Source organism: Asticcacaulis sp., from assembly GCF_035497195.1.
GTDB lineage: Bacteria > Pseudomonadota > Alphaproteobacteria > Caulobacterales > Caulobacteraceae > Asticcacaulis.
On record NZ_DATJDZ010000023.1, the window covers coordinates 65,243 to 88,860 of the forward strand.

At 58.9% G+C, this 23,618-nt stretch carries 21 protein-coding genes; 11 read left to right on the plus strand and 10 right to left on the minus strand.

The window, feature by feature from the left end; translation table 11 throughout:
- Positions 1 to 36 precede the first annotated feature (36 nt).
- From hflX to dusB, 6 genes are all read right to left on the minus strand, one after another.
- Complete coding sequence (gene hflX, locus VL130_RS14845) at positions 37 to 1,368, minus strand: GTPase HflX (protein WP_325363876.1); 1,332 nt, start codon at positions 1,366 to 1,368, stop codon at positions 37 to 39.
- Between the two features lie 33 nt (positions 1,369 to 1,401).
- Positions 1,402 to 1,650 (minus strand): RNA chaperone Hfq, encoded by a 249-nt coding sequence (gene hfq, locus VL130_RS14850; protein WP_023459155.1) that lies wholly within the window; start codon positions 1,648 to 1,650, stop codon positions 1,402 to 1,404.
- A 114-nt stretch (positions 1,651 to 1,764) separates the two neighbouring features.
- Positions 1,765 to 2,628 carry a D-amino-acid transaminase gene (locus tag VL130_RS14855; protein ID WP_325363880.1) on the minus strand — a complete coding sequence of 288 codons (864 nt, stop codon included), beginning with the start codon at positions 2,626 to 2,628 and terminating at the stop codon, positions 1,765 to 1,767.
- Between the two features lie 6 nt (positions 2,629 to 2,634).
- The gene (locus VL130_RS14860) at positions 2,635 to 4,035 is read right to left on the minus strand and encodes a sigma-54 dependent transcriptional regulator (protein WP_325363882.1); all 1,401 of its coding nucleotides are present in this window, start codon (positions 4,033 to 4,035) and stop codon (positions 2,635 to 2,637) included.
- Positions 4,035 to 6,308: a PAS domain-containing sensor histidine kinase gene (locus VL130_RS14865; RefSeq protein WP_325363884.1), complete on the minus strand. Its 2,274-nt coding sequence runs from the start codon at positions 6,306 to 6,308 to the stop codon at positions 4,035 to 4,037. The genes VL130_RS14860 and VL130_RS14865 overlap by 1 nt, the downstream gene beginning before the upstream one ends.
- Before the next feature lie 135 nt (positions 6,309 to 6,443).
- Entirely contained in the window at positions 6,444 to 7,433 is a 990-nt protein-coding gene (gene dusB / locus VL130_RS14870; protein ID WP_325363886.1) for a tRNA dihydrouridine synthase DusB, read from the minus strand.
- 61 nt (positions 7,434 to 7,494) lie between these two features.
- Between dusB and VL130_RS14875 the strand changes: the two genes are divergently transcribed.
- The 3 genes from VL130_RS14875 to VL130_RS14885 all read left to right on the plus strand — a co-directional run bounded on the left by VL130_RS14875 (position 7,495) and on the right by VL130_RS14885 (position 9,979).
- Positions 7,495 to 8,634 (plus strand): bifunctional 2-C-methyl-D-erythritol 4-phosphate cytidylyltransferase/2-C-methyl-D-erythritol 2,4-cyclodiphosphate synthase, encoded by a 1,140-nt coding sequence (locus tag VL130_RS14875; RefSeq protein ID WP_325363888.1) that lies wholly within the window; start codon positions 7,495 to 7,497, stop codon positions 8,632 to 8,634.
- 190 nt (positions 8,635 to 8,824) lie between these two features.
- Positions 8,825 to 9,436 carry a superoxide dismutase gene (locus VL130_RS14880; protein ID WP_325363890.1) on the plus strand — a complete coding sequence of 204 codons (612 nt, stop codon included), beginning with the start codon at positions 8,825 to 8,827 and terminating at the stop codon, positions 9,434 to 9,436.
- A gap of 63 nt (positions 9,437 to 9,499) precedes the next feature.
- A complete protein-coding gene (locus VL130_RS14885) occupies positions 9,500 to 9,979 on the plus strand; it encodes a CinA family protein (protein ID WP_325363892.1) in 480 nt (159 codons plus the stop codon).
- Here VL130_RS14885 and VL130_RS14890 read toward each other — a convergent pair.
- The 3 genes from VL130_RS14890 to lipA form a co-directional block, all read right to left on the minus strand.
- Positions 9,976 to 11,376: a glycoside hydrolase family 28 protein gene (locus VL130_RS14890; protein ID WP_325363894.1), complete on the minus strand. Its 1,401-nt coding sequence runs from the start codon at positions 11,374 to 11,376 to the stop codon at positions 9,976 to 9,978. The two genes, VL130_RS14885 and VL130_RS14890, sit on opposite strands and share 4 nt — an antisense overlap.
- A gap of 84 nt (positions 11,377 to 11,460) precedes the next feature.
- A complete protein-coding gene (locus tag VL130_RS14895; protein WP_325363896.1) occupies positions 11,461 to 11,919 on the minus strand; it encodes a type II toxin-antitoxin system RatA family toxin in 459 nt (152 codons plus the stop codon).
- Positions 11,919 to 12,875 carry a lipoyl synthase gene (gene lipA / locus VL130_RS14900; protein WP_325363898.1) on the minus strand — a complete coding sequence of 319 codons (957 nt, stop codon included), beginning with the start codon at positions 12,873 to 12,875 and terminating at the stop codon, positions 11,919 to 11,921. Before lipA ends, VL130_RS14895 begins: the two co-directional genes overlap by 1 nt.
- A 201-nt stretch (positions 12,876 to 13,076) precedes the next feature.
- Between lipA and VL130_RS14905 the strand changes: the two genes are divergently transcribed.
- From VL130_RS14905 to VL130_RS14935, 7 genes are all read left to right on the plus strand, one after another.
- Positions 13,077 to 13,979: a serine aminopeptidase domain-containing protein gene (locus VL130_RS14905; RefSeq protein ID WP_325363900.1), complete on the plus strand. Its 903-nt coding sequence runs from the start codon at positions 13,077 to 13,079 to the stop codon at positions 13,977 to 13,979.
- 74 nt (positions 13,980 to 14,053) lie between these two features.
- A complete protein-coding gene (locus VL130_RS14910) occupies positions 14,054 to 14,455 on the plus strand; it encodes a BlaI/MecI/CopY family transcriptional regulator (protein WP_325363902.1) in 402 nt (133 codons plus the stop codon).
- Positions 14,452 to 16,323, plus strand: a complete 1,872-nt coding sequence (locus VL130_RS14915) for a M56 family metallopeptidase (RefSeq protein WP_325363904.1) — start codon at positions 14,452 to 14,454, stop codon at positions 16,321 to 16,323. The genes VL130_RS14910 and VL130_RS14915 overlap by 4 nt, the downstream gene beginning before the upstream one ends.
- A gap of 162 nt (positions 16,324 to 16,485) precedes the next feature.
- A complete protein-coding gene (locus VL130_RS14920; RefSeq protein WP_325363905.1) occupies positions 16,486 to 18,045 on the plus strand; it encodes an AMP-binding protein in 1,560 nt (519 codons plus the stop codon).
- 49 nt (positions 18,046 to 18,094) lie between these two features.
- On the plus strand, positions 18,095 to 18,508 hold the full coding sequence (locus VL130_RS14925; protein ID WP_325363907.1) for a hypothetical protein: 414 nt from the start codon (positions 18,095 to 18,097) through the stop codon (positions 18,506 to 18,508).
- A 65-nt stretch (positions 18,509 to 18,573) separates the two neighbouring features.
- The gene (locus VL130_RS14930) at positions 18,574 to 20,832 is read left to right on the plus strand and encodes a TonB-dependent receptor (RefSeq protein ID WP_325363909.1); all 2,259 of its coding nucleotides are present in this window, start codon (positions 18,574 to 18,576) and stop codon (positions 20,830 to 20,832) included.
- A gap of 3 nt (positions 20,833 to 20,835) precedes the next feature.
- Complete coding sequence (locus tag VL130_RS14935; protein ID WP_325363911.1) at positions 20,836 to 22,143, plus strand: PepSY domain-containing protein; 1,308 nt, start codon at positions 20,836 to 20,838, stop codon at positions 22,141 to 22,143.
- Here VL130_RS14935 and VL130_RS14940 read toward each other — a convergent pair.
- Positions 22,140 to 22,376 (minus strand): DUF6496 domain-containing protein, encoded by a 237-nt coding sequence (locus tag VL130_RS14940; protein WP_325363913.1) that lies wholly within the window; start codon positions 22,374 to 22,376, stop codon positions 22,140 to 22,142. The genes VL130_RS14935 and VL130_RS14940 overlap by 4 nt on opposite strands.
- 99 nt (positions 22,377 to 22,475) lie before the next feature.
- Here VL130_RS14940 and VL130_RS14945 point away from each other — a divergent pair, with 99 nt between their 5' ends.
- Positions 22,476 to 23,618 carry an acyltransferase gene (locus VL130_RS14945; RefSeq protein ID WP_325363915.1) on the plus strand — a complete coding sequence of 381 codons (1,143 nt, stop codon included), beginning with the start codon at positions 22,476 to 22,478 and terminating at the stop codon, positions 23,616 to 23,618.

The following is a 23,618-nucleotide window of genomic DNA, read 5'->3' on the forward strand; positions in this document are numbered from 1 at the left end:
AGCCCCATTGCAAGCGGGATATTACAGGGATAAACTCTAGTCGTGCGCAACCATCTTTTCATAGCGCCCATAGGCCTGGTCACTCAGCTTGACCCGCAGATGGACACGGCCGTCTTCGTCTTCATGACGGCCCAGAACCCGACCATGCTGATAAAGGAATGCGATCACATCGCCCTGATGCGGTTCGAGCGCGATGTCCAGTTCTTCACCCTCTGCATCGACCAGCAAGGCGATCTGGCTCAGCAACCCGGCCACCCCTTCGCCGGTTATGGCCGAAACCATCAGCGGCTTGTTATTCGCCCGGTCGGTGATGGCGCGCGCATACAGGATGTCCTTGGTCTCGTCGTCCAGCAGGTCGATCTTGTTCCAGACCTCAACCATCCGTGAGCGATCCAGATCAGGCAGAATATGCCCCATGACCTGCTCGACATCCTTCTTCTGCGCTTCGGTTTCCGGATTGGAAACGTCGCGGACATGCAGGATCAGGTCGGCCTGTTCGACCTCTTCGAGCGTCGCCCGGAAGGCCGCCACCAGTTCGTGCGGCAAATCGGAAATGAAGCCGACCGTATCGCTCAGAATCGCCGAGCGGCCGTTCGGCAATTTCAGCGACCGCAGCGTCGTATCCAGCGTGGCGAACAGGAGATCTTTGGCAAAAACCTCTGATTTCGTGAGATTATTGAACAGGGTTGATTTGCCGGCATTGGTATAGCCGACCAGGGCCACGATCGGGTAAGGCACCTTCTTGCGTTGATTGCGATGCAGGCCACGCGTGCGACGCACCTCTTCAAGTTCGGACTTCAACTGCTTGATCTTGTCGGCGATCATCCGGCGATCGAGTTCGATCTGGGTTTCGCCGGGGCCGCCGGTGGTGCCGGTAGCACGCTGACGCTCCAGGTGGGTCCAGGTCCGGACGAGACGCGACTTCTCGTATTCCAGCCGCGCCAGTTCGACCTGAAGCTTGCCTTCGCCGGTCCGGGCGCGGCGGCCGAAGATCTCCAGGATCAGGCCGGTACGATCGACCACCTTCACGTCGAGCTTCTTTTCAAGATTGCGCTGCTGGATAGGCGTCAAAGCGCCATTGACGACGCACAGAGATGCCTCATATTCTTCACACAGCGCCTTGATTTCCGACACCTTTCCCTCACCGAACAGGGTAGCCGGATTGAACTTGCGCACACGCACGCTCAATGTCCCCACGATCTCCAGATCAAGGGCCATGGCGAGGTTCACGGCTTCTTCAAGCCGTGACTCTTCGTATTTGCGGGCGGGTGGCTGTTCACCGCTGGAGCGGACATGCACATCGATGTCAGGATCAACGACGACAGCGCGCACGATTTCCGGCGCGTTGTCATGGAAACGATCACTCAAAGCGAAATACTCAGCAAGAAATCCTGATGGGATTTAGTCGTCAATATCTTCTTCTTGCTCATAAAGCTGAACCGGCGCGGCCGGCATGATGGTCGAGATCGCGTGCTTGTAAACCAGTTGCGATTGACCGTCGCGGCGCAGGAGGACACAAAAATTATCGAACCAGCTAACAATGCCCTGGAGCTTGACGCCATTGATCAGGAAGATGGTCAGGGGGGTCTTGGTCTTGCGGACGCTGTTGAGGAATGTATCCTGCAGGTTTTGTTTCTTATCGTGGGACATTGTCGGCCCTTCTTGTTTAAAAATTTGAGGGGCACAATACCCCTCACACAGACAATAAGCCTCTATTTTGGCAAAGATTCTGGGTCTTTTCAACCATAGCCAGATAAATTTATTTTACACACCTGCCGAGGCGCGGGCGCGCTCAATATAAACTTCCCTTAGCGCACAAGCGATTGGCCCCGGTTTGCCGTCGGCAATCTTGTGATCGTCGATTGCAATAATCGGCATGACCAGACTTGTGGCAGCGGTAATAAAGACCTCCGCAGCCATTTTGGCTTCCTCCAGGGTGAAGCTTTCCTCACGTAATTCGATGCCACTTTCGTTGATCAGCGGCAACAGGTTGAGCCGCGTAACGCCCGGCAGGATATTGGCCGTCAGGCTGCGCGTTTTGATAACGCCGTCCTTCGTGACGATATAGACATTGGTCGAGCCGCCTTCGGTGACAAGGCCATCGCTGTCAACGAAAATAACTTCACCTGCGCCCTGCTCTTTCGCCTTCTGCTTGGCCAGAACGTTTGGCAATAAACCAACCGTCTTGATGTCACAGCGTCCCCAGCGAATGTCGGGCGCGCTGATTGCCTTGAGACCCACCGCCGCTTTCCGGGCAGCGGCGTCACGATCCACCGGTTTGGCGGTGATCACCACTGACGGGCGCATATTCATCGGAAAGACATGATCGCGTGGCGCCACACCCCGGCTGACCTGAAGATAGACCAGCCCTTCACGGATGCGATTGCGCCGCACCACCTCGTTCAATACCACCAGCAAGGCGGTACGCGGCATCGGCATGGCGATCTGCAATTCCGACAGCGAACGCTCCAGACGGTTCAGATGACCGGCCAGATCCGCCAGCCGGCCATCAAATACCGACCACACTTCATAGACCGCATCAGCAAATTGATAGCCGCGATCCTCGATGGAAACGGCGGCCGCGCTGGTGCGTTCATAAGCGCCGTTAACGTAAGCAATTCTGGGCATTACGACTTAAACCTCATCCTCATCGGCACGGATATGCGCCAGTCCCAGGCTTTTCAGCTTGCGATGAAGCGCCGAGCGTTCCATGCCGATGAAATTGGCCGTGCGCGAGATATTCCCGCCGAAACGCACGATTTGCGACGACAGATATTCCCGCTCGAATACCTCACGCGCATCCCGCAAAGGCAGGGCGATGATGCGTTCGGGCCGGATCGCGCCGGCAGTCGCCGATTCCACCACTTCCGAAGGCAGCATCTGCGCCGTGATGGGTTCAGAGGGATGGCCCGAAGCCAGGATCAGCAGGCGTTCGATATTGTTACGCAATTGCCGGACATTGCCCGGCCATTCATGCACCTGGAGCGTAGCCATTGCGTCTTCGCTCAGAATACGCTTGGGCAAGCCTTGCGCCGCCGCGATGCGTTCAATGAAATAATGCACCAGTTCGGCGATATCGCCGCGACGCTCACTCAGTCCCGGCACCCGCACCGGCACCACGTTCAGGCGATGGAACAGGTCTTCACGAAAACGCGCCGCCGCAATTTCGGAGGACAGATCCTTCGACGTCGAGGAAATCACCCGCACATCGACCTGTACGTCCTGCGCCCCGCCAACGCGGGTAAAGCGCTGCTCGACCAGCACACGCAGGATGCGGCTCTGGCTTTCCGGCGGCATGTCGGCCACCTCATCAAGGAACAGGGTGCCGCCGTGAGCGCGCTCAAACACGCCGATCTTGCGCGGACGCCCGCTCTCACCCTCCTCACCGAAAAGCTCGACATCGAGGCGTTCCGGCGTCATGCCGGCGGCCGAAATCGCCACGAACTCACACTTGGCGCGCGGGCTGACCTCGTGAATCATCCGCGCCACCAGTTCCTTGCCGGAACCGGCCGGCCCGGAGATCATGATGCGCGAATTGGCCGGCGCCACCTTGGCGATGGTCGACCGCAGCAATTGCGCCGCCGCGGAATTCCCGATCAGTCCGTCCGGCACGACGGCTTGGCTGCGCAGGCGCTTGTTTTCTCGGCGCAGACTGGTCAGTTCAAGCGCTCTCTGAACAACCATGATCAGGCGCTCTGTTTTAAAAGGCTTTTCGATAAAATCGAAAGCGCCTCTTTTGATAGCCGTCACGGCGGTTTCGATATTGCCGTGGCCGGAAATCATGATGGCCGGGATATCCGGATCAAGCTCGTGAATAACACTGAGCAATTCCAGGCCGTCCAGCCCGCCGCCCTGCATCCAGATATCGAGGACGCACAGGCTGGGCTTACGCGCCTTGATCGCCCGCAAGGCTGAATTGGAATCAGCCGCCGTCCGGACCGAATAGCCCTCATCCTCCAGGATGCCCGCAATCAGTTCACGGATATCGGCTTCATCATCAACAACCAGAATATCAACGCCAGAAGAGATCTTCATCACACCCTCATCATCTTATTTGGCCCGCTGGGCGGCGCCTCATTAATGGCAGCCGGGTTTTGCCCCGCCTGCGTTCGCGGCAGACGCAGGACAGCCCGCGCACCACTTAAATGAACCGCGTCATTGAGATAAAACTCGCCGCCGTGGTCTTCGAGAATACGCTTCACTATAGCCAGGCCGAGGCCCGTCCCCTTTTCACGCGTGGTGACGTAGGGTTCGGTCAAGCGGTCACGGTCTTTTTCCGGCAAGCCGATGCCGTCGTCCTCAACCTCGATGACGAGTTCGCCTTCCTGCTGGGACATCTCGACGCGCAGATGCCCGACAATGCCATCGGCCGGATCGACTTCATCAGAGCCGCGATCGCGCATCAGGCGCGAGGAAATAGCCTCGCCGCCGTTTTTCAACACATTGCCGAGCGCCTGGCTGAGTATCCGGCCATCGCAGACCACCCGCAATTCCGGCAGGGGCTCTACGATCTCGATGCTGATATCCGACCGCGCCACGCGTTGCGCAAAGACCGCCGCGCGCACCAGCTCCGCCGCATCTTCCTCGGCAAAATTCGGCGCCGGCATCCGGGCGAAGGACGAGAATTCATCGACCATACGGCCGATATCGCCGACCTGCCTGACGATGGTGTCGGTCAGACGATCAAACGTATCGACATCGGTCTCGATCTGCGGCCGGTACTTCTTGCGGATGCGCTCGGCGGACAACTGGATCGGCGTCAGCGGGTTCTTGATCTCGTGCGCGATCCGGCGCGCCACGTCTTTCCAAGCCGCGTTACGTTGAGCGGCGATGAGGCGCGTAATGTCATCGAAGGTGAGAACCGACCCGCCGGTTTCAAGCGCCGAGATACGCACACGAACCCGGCGCGTCTCGCCCTTGCGGACCAGATCGACCTCCTGCTCCTCGACGCGATGTACCGATGCCTTATCGATAAGTTCAGCGATTTCAGGGGCTAATTCCCGGATATTAACCCCCAGGGCATCCTCTGAAGAAATGCTCAGGAAATGGGCGGCATGACGATTTATGGCCGAGACATGCTCCAGTACATCGATCCCGACAATGCCGGCGCTGATTTCCGACAGCACGGTTTCAATGAATCGCCGCCGGCTTTCCGCTTCCTCACCCGCCGATTTCAACGCCGCCTGCTGGCTTTGCAGGTCGGAGGTCATGCGGTTGAAGGCGCGTGACAGCACGGCGATATCTTCGGATTGCTTGATCGTCACGACCCGCGCATTGAGATCGCCGCCGGCCACCTTGTCCGCCGCCTGCACCAGCCGCGCCACCGGCACGGCGATGCTTTCCGCCGCCGAGGTGCCGCCCCAGATAGCGCCGATCAGCACCAGCAACACGGCTTCGAGATAGGCCATGAAGAAGATGCCCTGGGCGCGAATCTTCTTGTTGGTGGTTTCGCGGTAATCATTGATCGCCTGGTTGGCGGATTGAATCTTGGCGTATATCCCGGTCGGCAGCGGCTTGATGCCGTAGAGCATCGCGCCGTCATAATCATTGAGCGAATACAGCAGCCGGATGGCGTCCGGATTGCCGTAGGGATAGGCTTTCGGCCCCGTTGCTGCCACATCCTGGATTACATCGGATGGCGGCGCCATATAGACAGGCGCACTCGCTGATTCCGCACGCGCCAGCACCTGCCCTGTGCGGTCGATGATATAGATCGCGGTCAGTTCGCCGCTTTCCTCATCGAGGATTTTCTTCAGTCCCACGGCGAAGGCGAGGCGATTGGGGAACAGCGCCCGGCCTTCCGGGCTTTCGACGCGAAGCTGTACCGTTTTCATGGCCACGCCAGACGTCCGCATAGCTTCCTTCAGATAGACACCGGCCAAATCATAGCCATTCTCAACCGACGTCTGAACTCGATCGGAAAACCACGTATCGATACCGCGATTGAGGAAAGTAAAAGACAGCGCCACGATAATGGCGGGCGTCACGGCCGCCAGGGAAAACAGAAAAACGAAACGCAAATGCAGGCGCGCGCCGGCGTCGGCCCCCCGGCTGCGGGCGATGGTAATCACCCGGCGGACGACAAAAAATATCAGTCCCAGCAAAAGCACCAGGTTCAAAATGATAAGAATAAGCAGGTAATCGGCCGTATTCCCTACAGGCCCCTTGACCGTCAGGCCTGTGCCGGGGCTGGCGATGATCAGCCAGACGATAAAGGCCGTGGTCAGCATGGACGCGCCATAGCCCACCGCCAGGGCAAGCTTCTGCAAGCCCGCCGAGCGGAGCGCCTTCACGCTGCGCATGAACATGTGCAGCCATCGCCGTCTTGCCGATGCGTCCTTCAAGGCCGTTCGCTTTCGTCCACAGAGAGTGACATTTGCGCACTACTGTGTCCGAATATCAACAGCAATGTTGCATATTTCACAAATTTTTAGGGACGAAAATCAGGCGGCCAGCAGATACCGGACCGCCTGTTCAATGGCGGCGGGGTCATCCATCCGGCATAGCCGCGCCTTGTCCTGACGGCGCACCTGCGGATCGGGATCGTGCGACGAGGCCTCGATATAGGCGCCCAGATGCTTCTTGAACATACGCAGGCCAAGCGCATCGCCATAAAACGCCATCGAGGCCTGCATATGCTCTATCAGCAGCCCGGCCCTTTCGTTCTGGCCCATAACCGGCATGGTCCGATTATCGTTTAGGGCTATGTTCAGGTCGCGCGCGAACCACGGACGCCCGTAGATGCCGCGTCCGATCATTACGCCGTCCGCGCCGGATTGCTTAAGCGCCGCCTGCGCGCTCTCCAGATCGATGATGTCACCATTGACGATCACCGGAATGGCCACAGTACGCTTGACCTCTGCCACCGCCTGCCAGTTAGCCTCACCCTTGTAGAACTGTTGGCGGGTGCGGCCGTGAACAGTCAGTGCCGCGATGCCAAGCTTTTCGGCGCGTACGGCCAGTTCTGCGGCGTTGTGGTTGTCATCCCAGCCCAGGCGCATCTTGACCGTCACCGGCCGCGCGGTGGCTTGCAGCGCCGCCGACATGATGCGCTCGGCCTGGTCGAGATCACGCATCAGGGCCGAGCCGCACAGTACACCGGTAACTTCCTTGGCCGGACAGCCGAAATTGAGATCGATGATATGCGCGCCAGACTCTTCCGCCAGTCGCGCACCATACGCGATATGCGCCGGATCGCGTCCGACAAGCTGGACAATTTTAAGACCATCATGTTCACCCAGTTGCGCCTTGCGGACAATATCGGGACGGTTGCGCGCCATTTCAGCGCAGGCCACCATCTCTGTCGCGGCATATGGCGCACCGAGTTTATGCGCCATATGGCGGAATGGCAGGTCGGAAACCCCCGTCATGGGCGCGATCAACACCCGGCCCGGAATCGTCACATCACCAATTTGCAGCGCGTTTACAGTCATGCGGCCCTCTTACACAATTCATCCCTCTTGCGCTACTTTGCTTTCGCGCTAAACAGGCCTCATGACATTTCACGCCATCATCGTCGCCGGCGGGTCCGGCAGCCGCTCCGGCGGCAAGAAGCAATGGATGCTCCTCGGCGGCCGCCTGGTCCTCGACTGGTCGATCTCGGCTTTTGAAGCCGCAGGCGCCGTGCAGATCGTCGTTGTTGTCCCGCCTGATGATGTCAAACAAGCCCAGGCGGCCTATGGCGGTCGTGTCTGGATCGTGGCTGGCGGTGCGCAGCGCGCCGATTCCGTGATCAATGGCCTGAAGGCGCTGATGACCGACAGCGACGATATCGTGCTGATCCATGACGCCGCCCGCCCGCTGCTAAAACCGCATCATATCAATGCTCTGCTGGTCGAACTTGAGACGAAACCGGCCGCGATCCTGGCCTTGCCTGTGACGGATTCGCTGAAACGCGGCGATAACAATCGTATTGTTGAAGCGCTGGCGCGTGATAATCTGTGGCGGGCGCAAACCCCGCAGGCCTTCCGCCTGCATGATATTTTGCGGGCCTATGAACGCTGGCCGGCGGACCAGATTCCCACCGATGAAGCTATGGTCGCTGCGCATTCCGGCATCAATGTTACGCTTGTGGAAGGCGATATAGCCCTGCACAAACTGACCTACCCTGCCGATTTTGCGCTTCTGGAATCCTTAATTGCCGGAGAGAAGCCTTTGAAACAAATCAGAATTGGCCAGGGATTCGATGCGCATCGCTGGGGCGAGGGCCAAAGCGTCTGGCTATGCGGGGTTGAGATCGCCCATGATCAAACCCTGATCGGCCACAGCGACGCCGATGCCGGTCTCCACGCCCTGACCGACGCGCTTCTGGGGGCGGCGGGTCTCGGCGATATCGGCGACCATTTCCCGCCCAGTGATCCGCAGTGGAAGGGCGCCTCGTCCGACCGCTTCCTGAAACATGCCGCCGACCTGTTGCGCGCCAAGGGGGCTGAGATCGTCAATGTCGACGTAACCCTCATCTGCGAACGTCCGAAGATCAAGCCACACCGCGAGGCCATGCGCGCGCGTATTGCCGAAATCATCGGTGTCGAGGTTGATCGCGTCAGCGTCAAGGCGACGACGACCGAACAAATGGGTTTCACCGGCCGCGGCGAAGGCCTGGCGGCCCAGGCGGTTTGCAGCATAGAAATCTAGGCCAACAGACTGTCATTGCTGGATTTTTTCAGGTCACGCCCCACGCTTTAGCTTTTCCACCAAACCCATTGAATTGTTGTGGGTTTTATTGCGAAGCATTCTCACGCCCATCTGCTATTGAAAAGCGATTTTGCTCCGAATATATGACGGGGGTTCGCGTTCTTTCCCATTTCAAACCAGAGGTACTCCCATGCCCTTCGCATTACCCGCCCTGCCCTATGCCACGGACGCCCTTGAGCCGCACATGTCGGCCAACACCTTCAGCTACCATCACGCCAAGCACCACAAGGCCTATGTCGATAATCTCAACAAGCTGATCGAAGGCACCGAATTCGCCAACCTGTCGCTGGTCGAGATCGTCAAGGCGTCGGAAGGCAAAAACCCCGGCGTGTTCAACAATTCCGCCCAGGTATGGAACCACACCTTCTTCTGGTCGTCGATGAAGCCCAATGGCGGCGGCGCGGCCACCGGCAAGATCGCCGACAAGATCACTGCCGATTTCGGTTCGTTCGACGCCTTCATCGAGCAGTTCAAGACCGCCGGCGCCACGCAGTTCGGTTCCGGCTGGGCCTGGCTCGTTCTGGCCGCCGACGGCAAGCTCAAGGTCGTCAAGACCGGCAATGCCGAGACGCCGTTCACCAAGGGCGACAAGCCGCTGCTGACGCTCGACGTCTGGGAGCACGCCTATTATCTCGATTATCAGAACCTTCGCCCGAAGTTCATCGAAACCTTCCTGACCTCGCTGGTCAACTGGGACTTCGCCAACGCGAATCTGGACGCTCCCCTGCATCCGGGCGTCTAATTCACGCTTGTAATTTGCTGGTAAAAGGCGATCCTTGCGGGTCGCCTTTTTCTTGGAACGCTTATGGATTCGACCGCCCTCGCCACTCGCCTGATCGATCTGCTGAAAACGCAGAGCAAGACCATCACTACGGTGGAAAGCTGCACCGGCGGCCTGATCGCGGGCGCCATCACCGCCATTTCAGGGTCGTCAGAGGTCTTTGAAACCGGTTTCGTCACCTATTCCAATGCCGCCAAAACGGCCTTGGTCGGCGTACCGGCAACCTTGCTCGCGCAATATGGCGCGGTCAGCGAAGAGGTGGCTTTCGCTATGGCGAAAGGCGCGCTGCAAACAGCCGGCGCGCAATTCGCCCTGAGCGTCACGGGCATCGCCGGCCCCACCGGCGGCAGCACGGAAAAGCCGGTCGGCATGGTCTGCTTCGGCCTGAGCCACGGCGGTGAAACCCTCACCCGAACGCAGAAATTCGGCAATATCGGCCGCGACGCCGTGCGCCAAAAGAGCGTGGCCTATGCCCTGCAATGGGCGATAGATACATTAAGCTAAAGCTTATCGACCCGGCGCCCGTTTACCTGCACATTTTCAAGATGCAGATCATGGGTATGGGTCACAATGCTCGCTTCCGTCACGCCATCAAAACGGCAGTCGCGCAGAACGATATCACTGACCGGCGCGCCCGGCAGGCCTTGCGAATCCAGCACGCGCAAGGCGTGATCGGCCGTCAACCGCTCGACTACGACATGACGCAAAACCGGTTTGAATGCCCCCTTCGCGCCCTCTTCGTAGTTGAAATCGCAGGTAATGACCGCCTTGCCAACCTGGCCGACGCTGATATCGCGGGCGTAAATGTTTTCCAGCACACCGCCGCGCATGGCGTTGTTCTTGAAACGCAACGCGTACCATAGATCGGGACTGTCCATCCGGCACTTTTCGGCGAACACCCAGCGCACGCCGCCGGAAATTTCGCTGCCGATGACAACCCCGCCGTGGCCGTCCTTCATCTGGCAATTACGTATGAGGATATTCTGTGCCGGCGTCGCCAGTCGGCGGCCATCGGCATTGCGGCCGGACTTGATGGCGATACAATCGTCACCCGTATCAAAGGTGCAGTCCTCGATCAGCATGAAATCGACCGATTCCGGATCGCAGCCGTCATTATTCGGTCCGTGCCCAAAGACATCGACGCCGCGCACGATGACATTTCGGCACTGAACCGGATGGATATTCCAGCAGGGCGAATTGCGTAGTTTCACACCTTCGATCAGGACATTGTCACAATTATAGGTCTGGATCAGGTTCGGACGCAGATAATGGCCGTCCCCGAAAATACGCTGCGCCACAGGTATATTGTCCTCAGCCATCTGCGCCAGTACCAACCGCGCCGCGCGCTGGTTCGGCAGACCATCCTGCCAACCGAAACGTGCGCCGCCGCTCCATGACCACCAATGCTCATTGCTGCCCTGGCCATCGAGCGTGCCGGAGCCGGTGATAGCGATATTCTTCTCGCCAAAGGCATAGATGAGCGGCGAATAGTTCATCAGCTCAAGGCCTTCGTAGCGTGTGAAGACAATGGGATAATCGTTTGTATTCGTACTGAAAAGAACCGTCGCCTCTTCGCTGACATGCAGTTCCATGTTGGATTTGAGATGGATCGCGCCGGTCAGGAACCGTCCGGCCGGCACGATCACCCGTCCACCGCCCGCCTTGCCACAGACGTCTATGGCCGCCGCAAAAGCCTGTGTGTTCAGCGTCACGCCATCGCCCTTCGCGCCGAAATCGGTAATATCGAAACGGCGCTCTGGAATAACCGGCACCTTTACCCTCCGGGCGATATCGGCCGCTCTGGTCCACGGATCGCTTTCATCTGCGCGGACGATGGTCGGCATAAGGCTTAACGCGGCGGCGTATTGAAGGAGATTCCGGCGGGAGAAACGAACGGTCATGGCACTTCCTGTTTTCCGCAGACTAACATCCGCGAACCACCTGTCCAGCCCTATATGATACCGGTGTCAAAATGCCAAAAAAAGCTACTTCAGAGCGGTCCGCCCGTAAAGCTGTTTGGCCCGCGCCTCAAAGATCGCCAGCAGCTTGGAAACCGCCAGATTGAAATTCGCCTTGAAGATGGCGTCGAGGATCGGATTTTTGATGTCGATATCCATATCGAAAGCAACCTTCGTGCCGGTAGCAATCGGCGTGAAGGTCCACCGTCCTTGAAGCCGGCGAAACGGCCCCTTGATCAGGTCAAAATCGACCAGAAAAGCCTCTGCCGCGCGGGTTACGCGTGTGGAAAACCGTTCGGTCAGCATCTTGAAACCCACAGAGACATCGGCATCGAAACGTACGATATCCTGATCCACGGCGCGATTATAGGCGCGCAAGCTTTTGATCCACGGAATGAACTCCGGATAACGCTCGACATCGCCGACCATTTCCCACAGTTGCGCCGGCGGATAAGGCAGGTCGCGTTCAAGACGCAGTTTCGTCATTATTTCTTCGCGGCGCGCGCCGCCCGCAGGCGCTCGAAATCCTCACCGGCATGGTGTGATGAACGCGTCAGCGGCGACGACGACACCATCAGGAAACCCTTGGCGCGGGCGATAGCCTCATAGGCCTTGAACTCATCCGGCGTCACGAAACGGTCGATGGCGGCGTGTTTGCGCGTCGGCTGGAGGTATTGGCCGATGGTGATGAAATCGATGCCGGCCGAGCGCATATCGTCCATGACCTGCATCACCTCTTCGCGCGTTTCACCGAGACCGACCATGATGCCGGACTTGGTGAACTGCTGCGGATCGCGTTCTTTCACCCGCTCCAAAAGGCGAAGCGAGTGGAAATACCGGGCGCCCGGACGGATCTTGAGGTAATTGCGCGGCACGGTTTCGAGATTGTGATTGAACACGTCGGGCTTGGCGTCGATGACGATCTCGGCCGCACCGTCCTTGCGCAGGAAGTCCGGCGTCAGGATTTCAATGGTCGTTTTCGGCGATTGCGCCCGAATCTGGCGGATGACCTCGGCGAAATGCTCGGCGCCACCATCTTTCAGATCGTCGCGGTCTACGCTTGTAATGACGACGTGCGACAGCTTCATCAGGGCAACGGTCTCGCCAACGCGGCGCGGCTCATCGGTATCTAGCGGCTGCGGCAGGCCGGTCTTGACATTGCAGAAGGCGCAGGCCCGCGTGCAGGTGTCGCCCATGATCATGATGGTGGCATGGTTTTTCGACCAGCACTCACCGATATTCGGGCAGGCCGCTTCTTCGCAAACCGTGACCAGCTTGGCGTCGCGCACGATGCCGCGCGTCTCGTTATAGCCCGCCGAACCTGGGGCTTTCACGCGCAGCCAGTCGGGTTTTTTCAGGATCGGGGAATCGGGTTTGTTCTGCTTTTCCGGGTGACGCAGTTCACGCGGGCTGGATTCAACACGATTTATCAGAGTGACCATGAGACTCAACGGGGATGCGGGGCACAATTCGCCATGCCCTAATTGGTCTTTTCACGCCATAATATCAAGTCAATTCCTGCTAATAGTGCGTTGCAAATGTCATAGCCGCTTCAGGGAATCTCCAGTATAGCTAGGCGAATGGGCGCATTATTCAGTCGAAAATCCGTGATGCTGGCGCTTACCTTGGGCGCAATCCTAAGCATGACCGCCTGTTCCAAGCTGAAAGACGCCGCCAGGGAGATGCAGCCGGGGCAGGCCTTTCTCGACAGTCGCATCCCCGCAGGCCTTTCGCCACAATATTACCCGCCGGGTGGATTCGTCTGGGGCGCCTATCGCGCCGGTTCCCTGCCCGAAGCCCGTTACGGTGTGGCGTCGCCGCCAAATAATCCGAAAGCCCAGGTGCTGATCCTGGCCGATGCTGACTATCCGGCGGAGGTCTATTTCGAGCTGATGCAGCAATTGCTCGACAAAGGCTATGGCGTCTGGCTGCTCGAAGCGCCCGGCCAAGGCGGGTCAGGCCATTATCTTCTGCAAAATCAAAGCATTTTTCTCACCAGTTACCATGACGGACAGCTTACGGCGCGTGACTTTATCACGGGCATTATCAAGCCGTCAGCCGATAAGCCGGTCTTCGTTATCGGCACCGGCTACAGCGCCCTCACCGCCCTGTCCTTGTCTACCCTGCTGAAAGACAACAGCCTCAAGGGCTTCATCGGGTATGATCCTTATCTCGGCGGCCCGATCGCCAGGGGTGAAACCTGGCACCGTGACACGCCTCAGCCCGGCTATTGGGGCAGCATCGCGCAAAGCTGGCAGATGTCCAATCCCGACCTGCGGATGCGCCAAAAAAGCGACGGCTGGCAAAGGCAGATGCAGAAGGCCTATGCCGACCTGAACGGCCTGCATCTGCCGGTTACCTCTCTGAAGAGTGGCGCACAAGTGCTTGTGCTGGAAGAAAAAAATGCCACAACAGACCGGGCAAATACCGCCAGCGCTCTGTGCGCCCGCCTGCCCCGCTGCAAGCTGCAACCAAGCGACGGTCAGCAAACCCTCGGCGCAGACGTGACCGTTTTTATCCAGTCGCAATTGGCGGACATTCATTAAGGCCTTTCATTACAAATAGGTCATCTACGAAGAATTTCGTTGATTTCATACGAAGCCTTTCGTATGCAGTTGGCATGACCCAATCCGATACCCCTGCGAATCCCTCTGCCCGTAAGCCGACCGAAGCCGAACTGGAAATCCTGCGCGTCCTGTGGACCAAGGGATCCGCCACCGTGCGGGACATCTTCGATGTACTTTCGCAGGAACGCCCGATGGGCTATACAACGGTCCTGAAAACCATGCAGATCATGCTCGACAAGGGCCTGGTTTCGCGCACCGAAGAAGGCAAGGCGCACATCTACGCCGCCGCCATGCGCGAAGAGGCTATGCAGGGCCAGTTGCTGCAAGACCTGAGTGACAAACTGTTTTCGGGTTCGCCCGCCCTTCTGGCCATGCACGCCTTATCGATGCAACCGGCCAGCGATGAAGAGATTCAACTGATCAAGGCGCTTATCGAGCGCAAAAGAGGTGCATGATGAATCCCCATATGGAAGCCCTCGGCTTTACACTGGTGCATTTCTGCTGGCAGGCGGCGCTGATCGCGGCTGCCTATAAAGGGCTGGAACTGGCCCTTCCGAAATTACGCCCGCAGGCGCGCTATACGATGAGCCTGACGGCGCTGCTGGCCATGCTGGCGGCGGCGGCCCTAACCTTTATTTACGAAGAAATGCGGCTGTCCCAGGCGGCGCCGGTGGCGGATATAGGCGGCGCCGTTCTACCGGAAGTCGGCAGCCAGCTTCACCTCTCCGCCTTGCTGCCGTGGCTCGATGCTGTCTGGCTTATCGGCGTGGCGGCGCTGTCTTTCCGGATGCTGTCAGGCCTGTGGCATATCCACGGCCTCAAAAAGCAGGCGCAACCGGCCCCGGATACCGTACAATACCGATTCAAGGCGGCGCTGCGCCGGTTCGGCCTGACCGGTAAGGTGCAAATCCGACTGCATCCGGCCATCACAGGCCCCTTCGTTGCCGGCGCCTTCCGTTCGGTGGTCTATCTGCCGCTGTCGGCTGTCACCTCGTTGTCACCGGAACAACTCGATTCTGTCCTGTCGCATGAGCTTGAGCACATTCGCCGCGCCGATTACGTGTGGAACCTGATCCAGAGCCTGATCGAGACGCTTTTCTTCTACCACCCTGCCGTCTGGTGGATCGGGGCCAAGCTGCGCGAGCAGCGGGAACTGTGCTGCGATGACGCGGCGATCAAAAGCTGCGACGATCCGATCACCTACGCTACCGCCCTGCTCAGTCTGGAAGAACAACGCCGTGGCATCCCCAGTCTTTCTATGGCGTTGAACGGCCAGGGCAAGAGCGACCTGCTGGCCCGCATCTCCCGCATCCTTGGTGAAAAGCCCGAATCCCGCCTGAAAGCCCGTCCGGTCGCCTTTGTGCTGCTGCCCGTCATGCTCCTGACCCTGACCGCCTTCGCCGCCGCACCGGTCCGTGAGGTCGCCGCGAAAATCTGCCCGCAAAGCGCCGTCACTGCCAACACCGCCCTGGCCAAGCTGGAAACGGTCATGGCGGGGAATAGCGACCGCCTGGCGCAGGTTTCCGATATTCAGTCCGCCAAAAGTGATTTCGAATCTTCGCAATCCGACCGTCAGGCGGCCATGATCGACTGGCAGGCCGATGATATCGATCCGGACGCCATCGCCGCTCAGGCTCGCGCTGACGCGATAAAGGCCCGCGCTGAAATCGCCCGAGCCAAAATGACGGACATCAATCCTGAGCAAATCGCCGCCGAAGCCCGCGCGTCCGCTATGGAGGCGAAGGCTGAAATGGAACGTAATGGTATCAAGGATCGCATCGATGTTGAGGGCATCGTCGCTCAGGCCCATGCCGATGCTGAGGCTGCCAGGGCCGATGTCGCCCGCCTGGCCATGGAAGACATCAACCCTGACCAGATCGCCGCGCAGGCCCGTGCCGGCGCGATACAGGCCAGGGCGCAGATTGCGGCGCACAAGGCCGAGATCGCCCGCTTCAAGGCGATCACGCCGAAGCCGCCGAAGGCCCCGAAGCCTCCCAAGGCGCCCCTGCCGCCTGAAGACGCATTGCCGATGAATGAAGTGCCTGCACCGCTTGCTGGTCCCGAAGACGTGCCGCTGCCACCGCCCGCCCCATCGCTTTCCAGCCTGAATGTTTTCGAGGCCATGCCAACTGTCAGCAATGTCGTTATGGTCGCAAATGTCTCCACGCCGCGCCCCGCCCCAAACGTGTTGCCGGTTATGCGACTCAACCAGTTGCCCCAAGCCGCGGCCATCGCCATTCCGGCTCCCGATCCCAGGACGGATGTCATAGTGAACGTCCGGGCAAATTCAGCCGTCAAAGTCGCCACCACAACCAAGCCTTGAGCATTTTTGAACATTGTCCAACCTTCCCCTTTGACCTGCGGATCAGTTCGGCTATGATATGACATAGTGGCCGTCTGATCCGTGGATCGCGGCGTAATGATCAGGACATTGCGTATCTTTCGCGTTGGCGAAAGGCCGGGTGTTCGAGGGGAGCGGTCGTGCATGAAGCGCGCGTTTAAGGCCAGTGACACCCAGACCTCGCTTTTCGACGCCCTGATTGAGGCGCAATCGCGCTTCGGCGCCGGCAAGATCATCATCGAGGATCAGGATCGCAAGCCCCTCACCTATGGCCTGTTTATCACCGGCGTCTTTGCTTTATCACGGTTGCTTAAGCGCTATCTCGGCGAAGAAACCCGCATCGGCATGATGCTGCCGACCTCGACCGGCGGCGCCCTGTCCTTCTTCGCCCTGCACGCCCTCGGCATGGTGCCGGTGATGATCAATTTCACCGCCGGCCAGGCCAATGTGAAAGCCGCCACCCAGACCGCCCAGGTCAGGACCATCCTGACCTCGCGCCGTTTCATCGAGACCGCCAAACTCGAAGACCTGATCGACAGCATGAAAGCCTATGTGCGGATCATCTATCTCGATGACATCCGCAAGGAAGTCTCGACCACGGATAAGCTGTTCGCCGTCATGGCTGCGAAGCTGCCCCGGCTGTTCGCCAAAAAAACCAAGGCTTCCGATATCGGCGTCATTCTGTTCACCTCCGGCAGTTTTGGCACCCCGCGGGGCGTCGTTCTTACCCAATCCAATCTGGTCGCCAATACCCGGCAGATCGAAGCCCACATCGAGCTAAAACCCGATTGGGTCGCCTTCAACCCCATGCCGATCTTCCATTCACTGGGCCTGACCGGCGGCGTGATCCTGCCCCTGCTGGCTGGCCTGCGCAGCTTTCAGTACCCCTCGCCCCTGCATGTGAAGATCATCCCCGATCTGCTCAGGGAATCAAAGGCGTCCCTGCTGTTCTCGACCGACACCTTCCTCAATCAATACGCCCGTTCCGGCGAACCGGCCGATTTCAAGACGCTGGAATTCATCGTCTGCGGCGCCGAAAAGGTGCGCGAAGAAACCCATCACCTGTTCAAGACCCGGTTCGGCGGCATCCCCATCCTCGAAGGCTATGGCGTGACCGAGTGTTCACCGGTGGTGGCGGTCAACTATCCCGACAATAACCACCACGGCACGGTCGGCGTCATGCTGCCGGAAATGGAGGCGCGTCTGGAGCCGGTCGAAGGCATCAGCGGTGGTGGCCGTCTGTGGCTCAAAGGACCGAACATCATGGGCGGCTATATCAATAGCGAACGCCCGGATATTATCGAAGCCCCGGAGGACGGCTGGCATGACACCGGCGATATCGTCCATATCGACAGTGAAGGCTTCGTCACCATCCTGGGTCGCGCCAAGCGCTTCGCCAAGATCGCCGGCGAAATGGTGTCGCTCACCGCCGTCGAGCGCATCGCCGAAGAAGTCTGGCCGGATAACCGTCATGCCGTGGTGGCCGTGTCTGACGACAAGAAGGGCGAGCGCCTGGTATTGATCACCGACAAGGGCGACGCCGATGTCTCGCGCCTGACGACCTGGGCCAAGGAAAACGGCGCGCCGGTATTGGTTATCCCGAAGAAAATACTCAGGGTCGAGGTCGTGCCGGTTCTGGGGTCAGGCAAAACCGACTATGTGACCCTGCAAAAAATGGCGGATGTCGAAAGCCGCGCCGCCTGAGACGCCCTGTCGCATTGACAGGCCGGGCGACGGCCTATATGCGGCCACTATGGGCGGTCTGATTTTCACAGGGAAGACGACACGCGACTCAGACCTGCGATTCTGGGCGCTCATTGCCGTGGTCATGGCCCTGTTTACGCAGATCCTGTTCCCGCCTCAGGTCATGGCCATGCCCACGGATCACGGCATAAAGATGGTGCTGTGTTCGTCCGGCATGGACAGCCAGCCGATCATTGATACACTCGTCGTCAAATCAACCCCCAAGAAGCCTGGCCTGGCGGGCCTGAAATGCGCGCAATGCGTCCTGGCGTCTGTCACGGCCATCACCACGCCGCCGCCGGTCTTCCAACCAGCGGTCTACACGATTGCTCACGCCGACTTCACGCCTTCAAGCCATCGCAGCCCTGTCAAGGCGCGCGCGCCGCCCCGTCCGCATTCCTGCGGCCCACCGTCCCGGATTTAAGCTGTTTCATCGCGCACAGGTTCATCCTGCGCGTATTTACGCTTATCTGGTTCGGATAAACCTACATGAAAACAAAATCTTGCACAGCGCTGCTGATAGCGCTGATGAACTGCGGCTCAACCCTGCCCCTGATCGCCTATGCGGAAACAAACGCAGCCGACGCCCCCAAAGAAGTTATCGTCGTCGGGCAAAAGAATGCCCCGATCACCGTCGTACCGCGCGGCCTGTCGGTCTCGCTCGGCCATGACCAGTTCGACGCCATTAATGCCGTCAATGTCGAAGACCTGATGAAATACGCGCCGAATTTTTACGTGCGCAAACGCTTCGTCGGCGATGATAATGCCGTGGTCGCCCTGCGCGGCGCCAACACCGTCCAGAGCGCCCGCACGCTTGTTCTGGTCGATGGCTATGTCGTCTCGAACTTCCTTGGCAACCGCTACGACTATGCCCCCAAATGGAACGTCGTCGGCCCCGCCGAGGTGCGCCAGTTCGACATCGTCTATGTCCCCTATTCGGCACGCTACGGCGGCAATTCGATGGGCGGCGTCGTTTCGATCACCACGGAAGCGCCGAAAAAGAATGATATGTACGGCTCCGTTCAGGCCTTCACCATGCCGTTCAAGGAATACGGCTTCGATGAGAGCTTCAGCGGTTATTCGGTCGAAGGCGGCCTGAATTACAAGGCCAGGGAGTCTGGCTGGTCGGCGCGCGCCTCGTTCCGCCATTTCGAGAACACCGGCCAGTCGATGACCTATAACCTGCTGACCAAATCGTCAGCCCCCGGCACCTATACGCCCGTCACCGGCGCCTATGTCGATGATAGCCTGGCCACGCCGGTCTTTGGCGCCGCTTCGCCGGTCGATGTCGTGCAGGATCAGGCGCGCCTGCGCGTCGGCTATGCTTGGGATAATGGCTGGAAGGCGGATGCCCTCGTCATGCTGTGGCAGACCGCGCAGGACCTGAACGATCCGCGCTCATGGCTGGTCGATGCCGCGGGCAGCACCGTCCTGCCGACCGCCGCCGGCGCCAAGGTCCGTTTCAGTGGCGTCAACTACACGGCCAAGGGCGTGACCTATTCCGGTATGGACCGCCTGGAGACCCTGATGGGTCTGCGCCTCTCCGGCAACTGGCAGGGCTGGGACATCACTGGCAATCTGTCGCATTATGATATCGGCAAGTGGGACAACCGCACTTCGCTCGATATGGTCAGCGCCGGCGGCCAGCGGACGCTTTACAACCACCCTGGCTGGTGGACCTTCGACGGCACGATCGAACAGACCTTTGGCCGCCATGATCTGGCCTTTGGCGTGACCTCCAATCTCTACCAGACCGACGCCAGTACCTATAATACCAGCAACTGGCGTACAGCCGCCGATCCGGTTTTCGCCTCGCGCACCATGGGCAAGACCTCCATCACCGGCATCTTTGCCGAAGACGCCATCGATCTCGGCCGCGCCGTCCTGACGCTTGGCGGCCGCTATGACGACTGGCGCGCCTTTGATGGTGGCATCAGTAATGGCGGCGCGCTGCAATATTACCCGGACCGCCACGACAGCGCTTTTTCGCCCAAGGCCAGCCTGCAGGGCGATGTTGGTCCCTATAACCTGCAACTCAGCCTTGGCACCGCCACGCGCTTCCCCACGGTCGGCGAACTGTTCCAGGGCAAGATCAATGCCGGCCAGACAGAAATCGATCCCACCAGTTTCGATCCGAACCTCAAGCCGGAGGTCTCGCACGATATCAGCCTGATCGCGCGGCGACGCTTTGACCGCCTCACCCTGACCGCCAGCCTGTTCGACCAGTCGATCGATGACGCCATCTTCAGCTATCAGGGTATCCTCGACGACGGCACGGTGGTCTCGCGTTACCAGAATATCGACCGTATGAACCAGTCCGGTGTCGAACTGATTTTCGAATCGCGCGACCTGCTCATTGATGGCCTGACGATCGAGGCCAGCGGCTCCTGGATGGATGCCCGCACCGATAAGAACAGTACGGCGCCCAGTTCCGAAGGCGTGCAGTTTCCTCGCATTCCGAAATGGCGCAGCAATGGCAATCTGCGCTACGCCTTTACGCCGAAGCTGAAAGCCTCCATCGGCTGGCGCTATGGCTCACGGCCCAATTCCGACCTGTTCGGACTGGTGCGTGGCGATGCCTATGGCTACCAGACGGAATATTTTTTCCTCGATACCCGCATCAGCTATGATCTGACCAAGGCGACGCAAATCAGCCTCGGTATTGATAATCTCAATAATGATCAGGCCTATGTGTCGCATCCCATGCCGCAACGCAGCTTCATGCTGGAACTGAAGTACCGGAACTAAGCGATGGAAAAAGTAAAACAAAAGATCATCGACTATCGCATGTTCTGGCGCTGGCACTTCTATGCTGGTCTGGTCTGCATTCCCTTTATCATTATCCTGTCGATCACAGGCCCGATTTACCTGTTCAAGCCGCAAATCGAAGCCGCCATCGATGCTAAGTATGACCATCTCGCCTTTGCCGGCGCGCCGCAATCTGCCGAGGCGATGGTGAAGGCCGCTGTGACGGCCGTGCCAGGGTCGCGCTTCAAAGCCATCGAGGTGCGGCCGGATACACATGACGCCGCGCGTGTCACAGTGCTAAAGGGGGATGAAAAAATCCACCTCTACATTCACCCACAAAACCTGAAGATACTGAAACAAGTCCCTGAAGATGCTCGTTTTATGGAGGTCATCAAAAATATCCACGGTGAGCTTTTCGCCGGCCGTTTCGGACAGGTGATCGTCGAACTGGCGGCCTGCTGGGCCATCGTCATGATCCTGACAGGTCTTTATCTATGGTGGCCGCGCGACATCAAGAGCACCGCCGGCCTGCTTTATCCGCGCCTGAAAATGGGCAAGCGCATCTTCTGGCGCGATATCCATGCGGTGACCGGAATCTATATCTCGGCGCTCGCCCTTTTTCTGCTTCTGACCGGCCTGCCCTGGACCTATGTCTGGGGCAACGCCTTCAAATCAGCGCGCGAACTGGCCAGCCCCGCACCAGCATCCCAAGGCTGGAGTCAGGGCCGTGCCGATGAAAAGAAAGCCCTGAAAGCCGAAGGTACGGCGCCCATTGATCTTAGCCAGCTTGATGCCCTGCTCGATACCGCCCACGCACTGGACCTGCCCGCACCGGTCACCCTCAGCGCCCCAGCCAAGGGAGCGAGCCTGTGGAAGCTGGCCTCCGATACCGGCAATCGCCCCCAGCGCGTCACCCTGATGATTGATCCGATGATGTTAGAGGTCATCAGCCGCGAGGATTTCCATAACAAGAAACCGCTCGATCAGGCGGTCGGCTATGGCATCGCCGCGCATGAGGGGCAGTTGTTCGGCTGGTTCAATCAGGCCTTGGGTGTCGTGACCGCGCTGGGTTTGATGACCCTGTGCGTCAGCGCCGTCGTCATGTGGTGGCAGCGCCGCCCCGCAGATAAACTCGGCGCACCGCAGATACTGCCCGATGAACGCCTGGCGCCCGGACTGGCCCTGATCATCATCGTGCTCGGCATTTTCCTGCCGGTGCTCGGTATCAGTCTGATCGTTATCGGTCTGACAGAATGGCTAATTCTGCGCCGCATCCCCCGTGTCCGTGACTGGCTGGGTCTGCAACCTTAGTGGTGCCGGGAGGAATGGCCATGATCGCGCTGTTTGGCGCGGGCATGAGCGGAATGAGGCTTGGCTTTAGCCTTGGTATCCGCCTTCGACTGGCCGGATTCACTGAGCGCTATAGCCACAGCCTGCTTACGGTTTTTAACCTTGTCGCCACTGCTGCTTTTCAGCTCTCCTGCCTTATATTCGTGCATGACGCGTTCGACGGTCTCATCCTTGCTTTCACCGGATTTTGGCATGGTTTCATCTCCTTGATCGCCCCATGAAAAAGAGTGCGGCCAGACGCATAAAATCTCTATTCGGAATGTTACAGTTGCCCATTGAGGAGTGAGTCGCACATGACCGAAAAGCGGGCCATCGGACCGGATATTCTGCGCGGCCTGGCTATTTTGTTGGTCATGAGCTGGCATATGCCGTGGGTCGAATATCCCCCGCTGTTCCACCACATTAAGCAATTCGGCTGGCTGGGCGTTGATATCTTCTTCGTTCTGAGCGGTTACCTGATCGGCACCGAATTATTGAAACCGGTTCAGGCCGGGCAGATGCCGGATCTGCGCATCTTTTATCTCAAACGCGCCTTTCGAATCCTGCCGGTCTTCTGGCTTATACTGGCGCTCTACGCCGCCTTTCCGATCCTGCGCGAACGCGAAGCCCTATCGCCGCTATGGCGCTATCTGACCTTCACGCTTAATTTTGCACTGGATGCCAAGACCTTCGGCGCCTTTACCCATGCCTGGTCGCTGTGCGTCGAGGAACATTTCTATCTGATCCTGCCTACGCTAGTCCTGATCCTGCGGCGTTTCAGAACACCCTGGCCGGCCATCGCGCTTGCAGCAGTCGTCCTGCTCGGCGGCATGGTCCTGCGGCATCATATCTGGTCAGTCTGGCACGCCAGCAGCGGCAATGGCGTCGCCTTCTTCACCCGGCTCTATTATCCCAGCTATAACCGCCTCGATGGCCTGCTGATCGGCGTAAGCATGGCCGCCCTGCGCCTCTTCTATCCCGTCGCATGGGAGCGGTTCGCCAAACCCGTTTTCACCCTGCCACTGACGGTCCTCTGTCTTGGCTATGCCGGTTACATGAATCAAATCGATGGTGTTATCTTAAGCGAAACCGGCAGCCTTATCTTCTATCCGCTGTTTAGTCTGGGCGTCGCCTGTCTGCTGGCGTCTCTGCTGGAAACCGAGCGCCACCTGCAACCGGCGCGCTGGAGCGGCATTGGCTATATCGCCGCCATTTCCTACAGCCTCTATCTGTCGCACAAGATTGTCATCCACCTCGACGATCTACTCCTGCCGAAAGACTGGATGGCCGGCTGGAACCAGATCGCCATCTATTACGTCTCAAGTATCACTGTCGCCAGTGCCCTCTATTTCGCGGTCGAACGCACCTTCATGCAGATGCGCAATCGCATATTGATGCGCATGAAAAAGCCGTTCCGGTCACCCGAAACGACTTTCAATTCAATCTCTTCCGACTAA

Coding starts and splice junctions, on each gene's coding strand:
- VL130_RS14905 (WP_325363900.1), top strand. CDS start 13,077: ATGACCGCCTGTTCCAAGCTGAAAGACGCCGCCAGGGAGATGCAGCCG.
- VL130_RS14920 (WP_325363905.1), top strand. CDS start 16,486: ATGAAGCGCGCGTTTAAGGCCAGTGACACCCAGACCTCGCTTTTCGAC.
- VL130_RS14925 (WP_325363907.1), top strand. CDS start 18,095: ATGGGCGGTCTGATTTTCACAGGGAAGACGACACGCGACTCAGACCTG.
- lipA (WP_325363898.1), bottom strand. CDS start 12,875: ATGGTCACTCTGATAAATCGTGTTGAATCCAGCCCGCGTGAACTGCGT.
- VL130_RS14915 (WP_325363904.1), top strand. CDS start 14,452: ATGATGAATCCCCATATGGAAGCCCTCGGCTTTACACTGGTGCATTTC.
- VL130_RS14875 (WP_325363888.1), top strand. CDS start 7,495: ATGACATTTCACGCCATCATCGTCGCCGGCGGGTCCGGCAGCCGCTCC.
- VL130_RS14885 (WP_325363892.1), top strand. CDS start 9,500: ATGGATTCGACCGCCCTCGCCACTCGCCTGATCGATCTGCTGAAAACG.
- VL130_RS14910 (WP_325363902.1), top strand. CDS start 14,054: ATGACCCAATCCGATACCCCTGCGAATCCCTCTGCCCGTAAGCCGACC.
- VL130_RS14860 (WP_325363882.1), bottom strand. CDS start 4,035: ATGAAGATCTCTTCTGGCGTTGATATTCTGGTTGTTGATGATGAAGCC.
- hfq (WP_023459155.1), bottom strand. CDS start 1,650: ATGTCCCACGATAAGAAACAAAACCTGCAGGATACATTCCTCAACAGC.
- dusB (WP_325363886.1), bottom strand. CDS start 7,433: ATGACTGTAAACGCGCTGCAAATTGGTGATGTGACGATTCCGGGCCGG.
- VL130_RS14935 (WP_325363911.1), top strand. CDS start 20,836: ATGGAAAAAGTAAAACAAAAGATCATCGACTATCGCATGTTCTGGCGC.
- VL130_RS14895 (WP_325363896.1), bottom strand. CDS start 11,919: ATGACGAAACTGCGTCTTGAACGCGACCTGCCTTATCCGCCGGCGCAA.
- VL130_RS14940 (WP_325363913.1), bottom strand. CDS start 22,376: ATGCCAAAATCCGGTGAAAGCAAGGATGAGACCGTCGAACGCGTCATG.
- VL130_RS14945 (WP_325363915.1), top strand. CDS start 22,476: ATGACCGAAAAGCGGGCCATCGGACCGGATATTCTGCGCGGCCTGGCT.
- VL130_RS14855 (WP_325363880.1), bottom strand. CDS start 2,628: ATGCCCAGAATTGCTTACGTTAACGGCGCTTATGAACGCACCAGCGCG.
- VL130_RS14930 (WP_325363909.1), top strand. CDS start 18,574: ATGAAAACAAAATCTTGCACAGCGCTGCTGATAGCGCTGATGAACTGC.
- VL130_RS14865 (WP_325363884.1), bottom strand. CDS start 6,308: ATGTTCATGCGCAGCGTGAAGGCGCTCCGCTCGGCGGGCTTGCAGAAG.
- VL130_RS14890 (WP_325363894.1), bottom strand. CDS start 11,376: ATGACCGTTCGTTTCTCCCGCCGGAATCTCCTTCAATACGCCGCCGCG.
- VL130_RS14880 (WP_325363890.1), top strand. CDS start 8,825: ATGCCCTTCGCATTACCCGCCCTGCCCTATGCCACGGACGCCCTTGAG.